This is a genomic window from Candidatus Neomarinimicrobiota bacterium (assembly GCA_036476315.1).
Lineage (GTDB): Bacteria > Fidelibacterota > Marinisomatia > Marinisomatales > S15-B10 > JAZGBI01.
The window spans coordinates 1-12,062 of the sequence record JAZGBI010000009.1; the positions used below are offsets into that span (position 1 = coordinate 1).

The 12,062-nt window shown below is 52.3% G+C and carries 9 protein-coding genes; all 9 read right to left on the bottom strand.

Annotation, left to right across the window (positions count from 1 at the left end):
- Window positions 1-990 (bottom strand): TonB-dependent receptor (locus V3U24_00995; GenBank protein ID MEE9166031.1); only part of this gene is annotated, 990 nt, incomplete at its 3' end.
- A gap of 191 nt (window positions 991-1,181) precedes the next feature.
- The gene (locus V3U24_01000) at window positions 1,182-3,365 is read right to left on the bottom strand and encodes a fibronectin (GenBank protein MEE9166032.1); all 2,184 of its coding nucleotides are present in this window, start codon (window positions 3,363-3,365) and stop codon (window positions 1,182-1,184) included.
- 397 nt (window positions 3,366-3,762) lie between these two features.
- Window positions 3,763-4,698: a serine hydrolase gene (locus V3U24_01005; protein MEE9166033.1), complete on the bottom strand. Its 936-nt coding sequence runs from the start codon at window positions 4,696-4,698 to the stop codon at window positions 3,763-3,765.
- Window positions 4,688-6,520, bottom strand: a complete 1,833-nt coding sequence (locus V3U24_01010; GenBank protein ID MEE9166034.1) for a sodium:solute symporter family protein — start codon at window positions 6,518-6,520, stop codon at window positions 4,688-4,690. The genes V3U24_01005 and V3U24_01010 overlap by 11 nt, the downstream gene beginning before the upstream one ends.
- Window positions 6,517-7,407 carry a homocysteine S-methyltransferase family protein gene (locus tag V3U24_01015; protein MEE9166035.1) on the bottom strand — a complete coding sequence of 297 codons (891 nt, stop codon included), beginning with the start codon at window positions 7,405-7,407 and terminating at the stop codon, window positions 6,517-6,519. The genes V3U24_01010 and V3U24_01015 overlap by 4 nt, the downstream gene beginning before the upstream one ends.
- Complete coding sequence (locus V3U24_01020; GenBank protein MEE9166036.1) at window positions 7,404-8,057, bottom strand: corrinoid protein; 654 nt, start codon at window positions 8,055-8,057, stop codon at window positions 7,404-7,406. Before V3U24_01020 ends, V3U24_01015 begins: the two co-directional genes overlap by 4 nt.
- An 83-nt stretch (window positions 8,058-8,140) precedes the next feature.
- The gene (locus V3U24_01025; GenBank protein ID MEE9166037.1) at window positions 8,141-9,991 is read right to left on the bottom strand and encodes an ASKHA domain-containing protein; all 1,851 of its coding nucleotides are present in this window, start codon (window positions 9,989-9,991) and stop codon (window positions 8,141-8,143) included.
- Between the two features lie 44 nt (window positions 9,992-10,035).
- Window positions 10,036-11,193 (bottom strand): uroporphyrinogen decarboxylase family protein, encoded by a 1,158-nt coding sequence (locus V3U24_01030; protein MEE9166038.1) that lies wholly within the window; start codon window positions 11,191-11,193, stop codon window positions 10,036-10,038.
- A gap of 128 nt (window positions 11,194-11,321) precedes the next feature.
- The coding region (locus tag V3U24_01035; protein MEE9166039.1) for a diaminopimelate decarboxylase at window positions 11,322-12,062 on the bottom strand (741 nt) is incomplete at its 5' end.

The following is a 12,062-nucleotide window of genomic DNA, read 5'->3' on the forward strand; positions in this document are numbered from 1 at the left end:
ATCCGGGTCCCTGATATCCCCATCCTTTCGATGTTCCCACCGGAACAGCCGTTGGGCGGCGGCGGGGGAGAGGTCATTACTTGGGTCTTTGTCTTGCAGCGTACGTTCGGAAACCGCGTCCCATCCCTCGAAGCTCGGATATTGCCTCTGCTTGTACCGGTCCCAGGCACCGTTCGTCGTTCCCGTCCAGGCCACCTCCTCGTCCAGGTAGGGGCGCAGCCAGAATGCGTTGGCGTCGTAGGGCGAAATGCCGAAATGTTTGGGTCCTGGAGGACTCCGTTTCAGGCTGATCGTCCCGGCATAATAGTTGGGATGACCCTCTTTGGTCACCACGTTCACAACGCCGGAACGTACGTTATGGTATTGCGCACCGAATCCACCTGTTTGAACCGAGATTTCGCTCACGGCACTTAAAGGGATTTGAGTGATGGGATTGTTATCTCTTCCATCCCTCAGAACGACGCCATCCACCATGAACAAGGCTTGGTCTCTTCCGCTTCCCCGAATGCCCAGATCTGAAGTGATCCCGGCCTCCAGTCCCAGTACTTCCGTGATGCTCACAAAGGGAAGTTCTTCAATTCTTCTCGAGGTAATACTCTTCTGACTGGCGGCCACATCCCTTTTGATCATCCGCTCTCCGGCAGTCACCACGATTTCCTCACCTGCAAGCACTTCAGTTGGCATCTGAAAATCAAGCGTGGTGGTGAGGTCAATCTCTACTCGAACGTTTTGAATCGCATAATCGGCGTAGCCGATCATCGAGGCCCTAACGTTATAACTTCCCGGTGGAACGTTCAGGATGACGAAATACCCGTTCTGGTCCGTCGCGGCCCCGATATCTGTCTCCTCGACGATGATATTAGCGCCCACGAGCCGTTCTCCTGTCTCCGAATCTGTAACGGCACCCGCAATCTTTCCCGTCACGCCTGCAAACGCCATGTTGAGCCACACCCCAGTCGTGGCCGTGGCAATGAAGATTTTCCTAATCAATGGAGTCATCTCCTTTCGAGCTGATTTTCTGGTTGGATTTCTGTCACGGTCAATTGGGATTGGGGAGGGGAAGAGAGTCCTTTTTCAAGCGATCCATCGTACCACGTCTCACCTGAGTCGTTCACGCCTTGACCATGCTGGGACATTATGAAACCAAAGTACAAGTTGTCAAGACATTAGTGCTCAAACATCTAGCGAAGAATCACAAGCTTTCGAACGGCGGATCGACCTTCCTGAGTTTCAAAATAAGCGATGTACACGCCACTCACCACGACCTGCCTGGAGGAAGTGACCGAGTTCCACGCCTCGTCTCCACTCCCGTCGGAGTGGTCAATTGTCTTAATAAGATCGCCCCGTTCGGTGAAAATCTTGATGGTACAAGCAGGGGGCAGATTGTAAAACATGATTCGATCCGGATCACTCTCGCCAAACTGAAGTTCCCTGGCCTTTATGTTGAACGGATTCGGGACAATTCTAATGTCCTCCAGAGTTTCCCCTGCCTCTCGCCTTAAGAAGGCAGGTTCACTCGTCATAGTGAAAAACTTGCTGCTTAAGAGGGGAACTCCTGGCTTGATTTCGTTGGCATTACCGTCATCGAAACTGACGATATAGTAGTAGTAGTCGAATCCCCTCACCGCCGATCTGTCTTCGTATTCATGCACGACGGGGTTTCCGGTACCCTCACCGCATTCAAATATGAGATCATAGGTGGAATCGGGTACATGGATCGCCCGGAAAATGTTGTATCCCACGGCGGGATTGACCGGGTCACTTTCTGCGTTGTCCGCCCAGCTTAATGCAATGCGGTCTCCCCCGGAGGACACCTCAAAAAGTTCTGGAGGAGGAGGCGGTGATGGAATGGCAAAGCCGGAGCTATAATTGGCGATAGATCGGCCGAACGTCTTAAACAGGGAATCCTGGCTCGTGTAAACCCATGCGTTCTTGTATTCATCACCGTTTGTTGTGGTGGATCCATCGGGTAACGTAAAGGTGAGGCTTTCACCCTTGTACCATCTGAGCCACCGGGCACCGATCTCGTAGACCTCCTTTCTCCCAAGGCCGGATACACCCTCTGCCAGGACAATGTGGATGCTGTCTCCGGGTTCAAGAGTATATGGGCCAAATCCCTGGCCATGGGAGTACCCACCCGGGTTGCCAGGGTCTCCGGCCTTCACATAAGTGTTGGCCGGGGCGTTGCAGTCGATGGGGGTGGAGCACCCTGTGTCTTCTCCGTGCCGCCTCAAAGGATGCCCAGCCGTCATGGCAGCATACTCTTCACCCATCTGGGCCTCATTGAACTGGCTGTTACCCGACGTGATTTTCAAATCGGACTGCAGGTACATGGTGGTGGTAGGTTGGTCAGGGTCATCAGATTTGTCTTCGGTCGATTTGTCGGCATGGAGCGTCAGCATCCCCACGTACTGGGCAGCAGCCAGATGGCCATCGGATGTGGTCCAGGGACCTCCGATGCTGTTGAAACTCGCCTGGGAGTGAAGTCCCAACCAGGAGAATTGAGCTCTGAAGGGGTCTCCCGTTACAGGATGAACGAAAACGGCGTCACTAACAGTACTGTGTCCCCATCCCATTGACTGGGGCATAGCGCCCCCATGATAATGCCTCGCCTCTTTCGTGGGGGAATACCGGTATTGAAAGAAGAACACCACGTCGGTGAGAGTTTGGGAGTGTGTGACGCTGCTGTCCTTCTTCGCGATGCCCGTATTCTTGAAAACATAATCGTAAATGAAATAGTTGTCGTGGTTCTGATTGCTGAATGCAGAGATCTTCCGCCGGAAGGTGATTCCTATACCCGTGTGGACGACATTGTAAATCACTCTGTCCGCTTCGAGTGCTGGATCCACTTCATCCACTTCATCATCACCGTACATCATTCTGGATCCGGGGATGCCGTCAACGAAAACACCGGGATGGTCAAATCGGCCGACCATTTTGAATTCAACTGGAATCATTTCATCAATATCATCGAGAACTCTCGGCCCCACGTGCACGACCTTATATGGAAAGGTTTTGTTCACAAGTGGATCGTTGTAATCCGTTGAGCCGATCCAGAGGGCCTTCGCCGCCACGGTATCTTGGTATCTGTACTGAGCGGGCCACCTCAAGCCATCTTGCTGGCTGTAGATCCGGCCAACCTCCCTTTCTCCCCCGGCACTCGAGTACCAGCTATGAATATTACCCACACCCAACCACTTGGTTTCGTCGCCGATGGCGGTGCTGATGAAGATTACGAACAAGAGGAAATGAAGAAATCCCCTCGATTTCAGGGCGAATATGCTTTGAGGCAAGAGAGGTGCAGCAGAGGTTCCGGGTGGTTGGTACACTATCATGAAATTGGGGGTTACCAATACGCGCTTCATTTTATTTTAAGTCAATTCAGATAAGTTATCAAGCAATTAGTCATGGCCGGGAAGCATGCGGTATATTGCGGCGATTGTCCAATCTGAGTAAGGAACCACGGCTTACACGGATTTCACCAATTATTCCGCCCCAATCCTAAAGCTAGTGCAGTGCTTGAGAAAACCCTTACAATACTGGGTCATTGCGAGCGGAGCGAAGCAATCTCGTAAGTCTACTAATCATAACATTCCAGATTGCTTCTCCCGACACGTCCCCGCTTTTCGCGGGACAGGCGGTATGGCAATGACAGGCTATTGTGTGTCGTCATTGCATGCCCAGGCGGGAAAAAGCGGCAGTCTAGCTAAATCCATACTTCCTCGTGGCTGGCGGTTCTCTAAGGCCTGTAGATCGCTAAACTCAGTACTTAAACTGGAGAGAGTCTCGAATGCTCCGGAATTCCTTCGAATATTCGGGATGAAAATGGTCAAATATTACTCGATTGAGATCAATGATGAATTGATCCGCTTCATTGATTTTCACCCACCGCTGGTCCTGGTTATTATCGGTAATAATACAGATGACATAATCAATCTCCGGGGTATTCACGCAGGCAACTTCGGATCTATAGTCATTCAGAGCTCCCGTTTTGGAGGCGACGTTAAGGTTGCTGGGAACCTGCGTGGGAGCATAGCTGTCCCAGAACGGGTGCGACAGGATCCGGTAGATCTCCTCACAGGATTCCCGTGTCAACATACGTTTGAGAAAAATGTTCTCCATGAGAAGACCCATCTCTTCCGCGGTGGTCATACCCCAACCGTATTTTTCTTTCTGAACTTCTCTCCCTGTCGAAAAAGAGTTCATTCGCGTGACAGATAGTCCCAGTGAATCCATCGACTCATTGACAGCGTCCCCTCCTCCCAGCGTTTTCGTGAGCCAGATGGCGGCGACATTATCACTCACTGTCAGCATGAGATGCACCAGATCCTTCACCGTTATTGAGGTGCTGTCTTTGAAAAACTGCAAGTATCCGGATCCTCCGTATACCAGGCTGTCCCTATAGATCCAGGTGTCGGTGTACGCGATATTTCTTTTCTCCAGCAGATCAAATACGTGGACAGCGATGGGGATCTTGATGAGGCTTGCAGTAGGGAAGGTATCTTGGGCGCCGATGGAAATCGTTTCGCCTGTCTTCAAATTCTTGAAGTAGAGGCCCGCATCGCCATGGAACCCTGTAATTCTTTCCACAAGTCTCTCCTTAAGCGCTGAATCTTGAGACACTCCCGGCGCCAAGAAAAGGAGAACAGTCGCAATCGTAATTCCCGTTGTCTGAAGCGTCACAGACCTACCTGCCAACCTTCTCCCACCCGATTCTTGACATGTGAGCATAGATCACCGCTGCCGATCCGGCTGCGGTCAGCAGGAGCAAAAAGCCGGCAGTATACTCCCCCAGGATCAACTTGCCAAACCCGAATAGAGCTGAGAGAACAAGGACGCATCCCGCTATCCAATCAACGAAAAGAAGGCGGTAACCACTATCGCTTTGAACCTCCGGCAGCTTGGCCGAGATGGGCTTCCAGAGGCGACCGCCGGGGTGGACTCGTTCGTAGAACGACAACAGCGTTTTTTCTTCTGTGGGGGATGTCAGGTAAGTGACTGCGAGCCAGACCAGAGTTGACCAAGGAACGATGAGGTAAAGGGTATGAGGGAACTGCGTAAAAGGGGCCTCAAAAACCGGGTCTATAAACGGGACGACCGGCCTCACAAAAGGGAGAATGATAAACGGTGCAATCATGGCGGAAATCTCGGACCAGGCATTGATTCTCCACCAGAACCAGCGCAGTATCAGGACAAGACCTATGCCGCCGCTGAATTCTAGAATTAGCGCCCACGCGTCGCTGATTCGGTCCAGCCTGGAAGTAACGAACAGCGAGAGGATCATTATGACAACCGTCGTTATCCTCGCAACTCTGACGTAATATTTTTCATCTCCCGCCGGCCGGTAGAACCGGCGATAGAAATCATTGACGACGTAGGAAGTTCCCCAATTCAACTGTGTTGAAATTGTGGACATGTAGGCGGCCAGAAATGCCGCCAGAAGCAGACCCAGCAGTCCCGTGGGAAGATAGTCTCTCATTACCATGACAAATCCTTCCCCCTTGTTTTCCACGGCCAGGTCCGGGTAGAGGGTGAGGGATACCAGGGCAACGATAATCCAGGGCCAGGGGCGAAGAGCATAATGGGCGATGATGAACCACAAGGTGGCAAAGAGGGAATGTTTTTCGTCTTTAGCTGACATCATTCTCTGGGCTACATATCCACCGCCACCCGGTTCTGCCCCCGGGTACCAGGAGGCCCACCATTGAATCCCGAGGTAAGCGAAAAAGGTCAGGACAGTCATGGAAAGGGCCCCGCCCACGAGTGATGCGCCATCTCCAACGGAAGGGGTGAACTGAAACACCCATTCAGGCAGCTTTTCTTTCAGACCTGCGAGGCCTCCCACTTGTGGGATGTTCACCGCAATGACGGCCAGAACGATGGTCCCCGTCATGGCCAGGACGAACTGAAAGGCATCGGTGATGGAGACCCCCCAAAGGCCAGAAAGGGAAGCATATACTGCAACAATACTCATGATGATCCCCACCAGAAGAAGGTGTGAGCCAAATTCAAAGCCTAGAAAGGAGACATTTGTGATGCCAAAGAAAGTGAATCCGGGAAACATGACGGTAAGAATCTTCACCATGGCCAGGTTCACCCATCCCATGATGATCATATTCATGAACAAGCCCAGATAAAGGGCACGAAATCCCCGCAAAAAGGCTGCCGGTTTCCCTGAGTAACGGATTTCCGCAAATTCCACGTCGGTCATGATTCCCGCCCGTCTCCAGAATCTCGCAAAGAAAAACACCGTAAGCATTCCACCGAACAGCATGTTCCACCATATCCAGTTGCCGGCGATCCCGTTTTTTGCCACAAGTTCGGTCACGGCCAGTGGAGTATCGGCAGCAAAGGTGGTCGCTACCATGGTCGTGCCCGCTATGTACCATGGTAGATTTCTCCCCGTAAGGAAGAACTCGCTCGTATTCTTGCCTGCTCTCCGTGAAAAGAACACGGCAATTCCCATACTCAGAACCATGTAGAGCGATATGACAATCCAATCTGGATAAGATAGGTTCATGCCTTGCGAGCGTCCAGCAGTTGTCTCATCATCCTGATGTGGTCAGGATTTGTCCCGCAGCAGCCCCCGAGAATGGCCACCCCGAGATCAAGGAGTTTCTCCGCCTTTGGCTTGATGATTTCAGGGGTTTCCCTGTAAACGGAAACTCCGTCTTCCCATTGTGGAATACCGGCATTCGGCTGAGCGATTATCGGGAAGGTGGTCACCGAAACCATCTCTTCCACAATGGCGATCATATCATCGAAACCCGTACCGCAGTTGGACCCCACAATGTCTGCTCCCGCAGCGGTCAGTCTGTTTACGGCAGTTTCAACATCCACTCCCCACATGGTCCGGAGACCGGCTTTTCCCATCTCGAACGTCATGGTCGCCACAACGGGAAGTTGTGTTGTTTTCTTGGCCGCTCGTACAGCAATTTCGGCTTCCTCGGCAGCCATCATCGTCTCCACGAATATGACATCCACGCCTCCTTCTGCGAGGGCTTCTGCCTGTTCAGAAAACATCTCGAGAGCGTCCGTGAGAGTGCGAGGTCCCAGGGGTTCAAGGATGTCGCCCGTGGGACCCATGGAGCCTGCCACGAAACGCCCCTCGGGGCACACTTCCCGGGCCAGTTGGGCTGATCTTTTGCAGAATTCTGCCACACGCTCCTCGAAATTGTGAAGAGCAAGCCGGGAACGATTGCCACCGAAAGTGTTTGTCTCCACAATCTCTGAACCTGCATCGAAGTAATCGTGGTAAATGGCCTGGATAATCTCAGGATGGCTGACGTTGTACTCTTCGGGACACCCGCCGGCGGGCAGTCCCCTGTTTTGAAGCTCTGTACCCATGGCACCGTCTCCCAGCAGTGTTACTCCCGATTTTGCCTTTTCCAGAAGACTCTGAATCACGATTTCTCTTTGTGGTCAATTCCCAGCAGTTGTTTTGCCTTCTCGACGGCCTCAGACGCATTCTTTCCGTATGCGTGGGCCCCGATCTTGTCGGCAAAGGCCTGGGATACGGGTGCACCGCCTATCATCGTTTTCACAGACATTGCTTCCTCATTGAGTCTATCGATAACTACCTTCATGTATCCCATGGTCGTGGTCAACAGGGCCGACATTCCCATAATATCCGCTTTCTCATTTTCCACTGTTTCCAGAAACGTATCAACCCGGGTGTCCACCCCCAGGTCTATCACCTTGAATCCTGCCCCTTTCAGCATCATTCCCACGATGTTTTTGCCGATATCATGTATGTCTCCTTTCACCGTACCGATGACATAAGTCCCCACCCTCTCTGCTTTTGATTTGGACAGGAGTGGTTCGAGAATGGCAAGGGATGCTTTCATGGCCCGGGCAGAGATCAAGACCTCGGGGACAAATATAATATTGTCACGGAACCGGATGCCCACTACATCCATTCCCGGGACAAGACCTCTGTCCAGGATCTCCTTTGCGGTCAATCCCTGGTCAAGGAGCTGATCTGTCCGATCTTCACACTTCTTCTTGTCACCATCAATGATGGCCTGCGCCAGTTCCCTGAGGAGTTTTTCAACCATCTGCAGGGATTAACCAATTTGTGTATCGTATCACCAATTCGCCGACAATTGATGGCAGCGCTATTAAGAAGGTTTTCCCCACGCTAAGAATTCCCCACGGGGAAGTGCATGGACTGCACGAAGAGTTCGTGAAAATCGTCCCGCTCGGAAATCTCCACGTACTCGATAATTTCGGATAGATGTTCAGCCTTCTTTCTCGCCTTCCTGGACAGCAAGATCGCCTCTGCCCCGGCTAGGGATGCATTGCCGATGAACTTGACCTGTTCGGGGGAGACTTCCGGGAGCAGTCCCGAATCAATGGCATCCTCGCCTCTTACGTGATTTCCGAATGCCCCCGCCACATAAACCTGTTTGATGTCTTCTGCTTTTACGCCAAGCTCTTTCATAAGGATCTTAATCCCCGAAGCAATGGCGCTCTTCGCCAGCTGAACTTCCCGGATATCTTTCTGCAAAAGCATCACCGATTTCTCCTGGTCAATCTCCGCGATGGTGATGTCGTTGGCACCGTTGGTCCGGTGGACGATGCGGGACTTCAAACTCTCGCTCACTGCCGGATTCAGCTCTTCTACACTCAGGATTCTTCCCGAGGGGTCTATCACGGATGCCCGAACAAATTCACACACCAGATCAAGGAGTCCCGAACCGCAGATTCCCAGGGGTTCCCGGTTGCCAATGGTACGGAACTCCAGTTCTCCGTCAACTATGCTAGCTCGCTCGATGGCGCCATGCGCAGCTCTCATTCCCCACGTGATATACGCCCCCTCCCATGCGGGTCCTGCCGGCGAAGAGCAGCAAAGAAGCCTTTCCTTCGATCCCAGGACCATCTCCCCATTCGTCCCGATGTCGACTACCAGCTGTACGTCGTCTTGTTCTTCCATATCCAGATTCGTGAGAACCGCTGTGATGTCGCTTCCCACGAAACATGCCAGATTCGGAATTACGTAAGCGGTGGCGTGACGATTCAGCTGAAGTCCGATATCGTCTGCCGGAACGGTTGCCGGTCCTCTGAACACAGGTGTGTAAGGCTTGTAAGCAAGATGTCTGGGATCAAGATTGAGCACGATGTGCTGCATGACAGTGTTGCCGGCTATGGATGCCTTATAAATATCATCCCGTGGGACATCTGCCCGGGAGCAGATATTCTCAACCAGTTCGTTCATGGTCTTGATAATGAGCCGGTGGAGCAATTCCAGTCCCCCGGAATGCTCCACAATATGGCTAATCCTCGATATAACATCAGCCCCGTAGTTTTTCTGGGGATTCACCGTCGATGCAACCGCGGAAACCTGCCCTGTGTTCATGTTCAAAAGCCTTGCGGCCACGGTCGTGGTACCGATATCGAAAGCCACGCCAAACAGTGTTTCTGTGGTGGTTCCTCCTTCTACAGTCATCATCTCATCGTCGTCAAGCACGACGGTGACTTTCTGATCATGGGATCGGAGGAGGTTCGGCAGATGCCTCACCCCGGGAAGGCGAATACTAGACACATTGTACCCTTTTATGGCGAGTTCCTCTTCTAACCGTTCCAGGTCGAAGTATTTTTCACCCAGGCGAGCTTGAGGCAACTCGACGAAGATTTTCCTTGTATCGGGGTCAAGAGGAAAATGGCCCCGCACACCCTCCGTCAGGATGACCTCGCTGAAGGATTGGGATTCTTCCGGTACCAGACAGACACTATTTCCTGTCACCGATGCCTGACAGGAGAGTCTGACCCCTTTGGAGATCTCACTAGGGGTGAGGAGTTCTTCCTCAACCTTCGCCGGTTCACTGGCGCTTCCCTTGACGTTTACTTTGCATTTGGCGCATGTTCCGATTCCCGCGCAGCTGGACTCGATAACGATTCCTAGGGCCAGGCCGGCGTCGCGGAATGTGGTTCCGGTTTCGAAATGCCCCGTCTTCTTGCCGGGAAGAAAATGAATTCTATGTTCTCGCATGGAGGTGGCTAAGAAAGGTATCCGGTGAAGAAGGACAATCTTCTTTAATGGGTGGGGTCGTACGTTCCAAATTCATCCGCCAGCGCCGCCAGGATTTCAATATTTTCCGGTGGTGTATGAGGTGCGACGGAGCATGCGGAACTCAAGATATACCCCCCTCCCGGCTTCCCCACCTCGAGCCGCCACTTGACATCCTCTTTGACTGAATCAAGTTGACCGTTGAGAAGCGTGTTGACGGGATCGATGTTTCCTTTGATGAAGACTTTCCCGCCAAGAACTTTCTTGGCTTCTTCCAGCTCTACAGTCCCCAGGGGTGGGGGATCAAGGGTGTCAATGCCTCCGGTACCGCTTTCCATCATGAGGTCAAGGCGGTCGCCAATACTGCCACAGGTGTGAGTGTACACGGGGATGGAGAACTTTTCTTTGATTCCCTTTATGACCATTTTTTCATAAGGCAGTACGAATTCACTGTAGTGGTCCCGTGAGATAAGTCCCCCACCCGCGAACGCGGACGAGATGAGCACGGCGTCCACGCCGCACGCCGCCTGTCGCCTAGCCAGGTCTATGGCTCCTTCAGCGAGACGTCCAAGACAAGCCTTCGCCTTCCCCGGGTCATCTAGGATTCCCATAAGGGCACTCTCGTAGTTGAGAAGTTCCAGGAACTGCGACCACGGTGAGAATACCTCAGAGTGAACGGAAATGCCGTCTCCCACCGCTGCCTTTACTCTCCTTATCGTGTCAAAATGATAGTCGGGGAAGAAATTGTCAAACGGAGCCGGTTCGGACTCAAATCCCCACCCATAAGGATAGGTGATGTCCGTCAGTTCCCACGGCTCCACGTAGTAGAGTTTCTCCGGCTTCAACTCCTGAAACGTGGGGAAATATCGTGAGCCGTCAGCCATGTAGTAGTGAGGATTGTCATCATGAGGAAACACGGTATAGGCACCGCTCTTCCAGCGGATAATCCGTTCCTCTTCTCCCTGCTCAATTTTTTCTATTTGATCTTCATAGTTGGGATCTCTTCCAGGAAGATTCACCAGAATCCCGTCGAATTGATATCGTTCCCTCATGCGAATCAACGCTTCGGTGAATCCCTCAGTGGTGTACCATATCTTCATGGGATCGATTCCTGAATAGAGGAAGTAGTGACCCAGGGACAGCTGGCACATAACCGGAACGTGATCCGCTTTCTGAAGACTCATCGCCTTTTCCAACCGGGTTCTCGAGTTCATGAGGACGAATGCGTGAAACTTTCCCTTTTGGCCTGAAGGATTAGCGGACGGAATTGGATTTCAAGTATAGTCTCAATCCCCAAACGAGACAAGTGGTTTCACCCGGAGCTCCTGTCGTTTCTCCCACTGCCACTTCCTTCCCAGTCGCACAGATAGAAGAGGTCACCAATGGATTCCCGGCGGCGAATCAATTTGGGTATTCCATTAGCAAGGAGCACCTCGGCTGGCCTGGGTCGTGTATTGTACTGACTTGCCATGGAAAACCCGTACGCCCCTGAATCCATGACGGCAACGAGATCCCCTTCCTTTACTTCCGGAAAAGGGCGATTTTCGGCGAGTCTGTCGGTGTTTTCACAGATTCCCCCGGTGACATCCACTCTCCCCACGGGAGGTGCATGGGGATCTCCAACCTTCAGAATCCGGTGGTAGGTATGGTACAGTGCCGGTCGCATGAGGGTATTCATTCCCGCGTCCAGACCCACAAAGTCTTTGTAGCTGCTCTTTTTGCCCGTTACCCGGGCGAGAAGAAATCCCGCGTTTCCTATGAGGAATTTCCCGGGCTCAACGATGAGAGTGGGAGATTCTTTTTCTCCCCGGTCATAGAACTTGTGGTAGACTGCTGACAAAACGTTGAACAACTCCACAACATTGAGCGGCTTGTCTTCTTCCCTGTAGGGGATACCGAATCCTCCCCCCATGCTCACGAAGTTGAACTTAATGGACAGACGGGACTCGAGAGATTTCGCCACTTCCAGGATAGTCGTGAGAAGGTGAACAAAGTAGTCCTGCTCAAGATTTCCGGATCCTGTCATACACTGGAGGCCAAACCGGCTGATTCC

Excerpts from the sequence above, each read along its gene's own strand:
- V3U24_01000 (MEE9166032.1), bottom strand. The coding sequence starts at position 3,365 with ATGAAGCGCGTATTGGTAACCCCCAATTTCATGATAGTGTACCAACCA.
- V3U24_01030 (MEE9166038.1), bottom strand. The coding sequence starts at position 11,193 with ATGAGTCTTCAGAAAGCGGATCACGTTCCGGTTATGTGCCAGCTGTCC.
- V3U24_01010 (MEE9166034.1), bottom strand. The coding sequence starts at position 6,520 with ATGAACCTATCTTATCCAGATTGGATTGTCATATCGCTCTACATGGTT.
- V3U24_01020 (MEE9166036.1), bottom strand. The coding sequence starts at position 8,057 with ATGGTTGAAAAACTCCTCAGGGAACTGGCGCAGGCCATCATTGATGGT.
- V3U24_01025 (MEE9166037.1), bottom strand. The coding sequence starts at position 9,991 with ATGCGAGAACATAGAATTCATTTTCTTCCCGGCAAGAAGACGGGGCAT.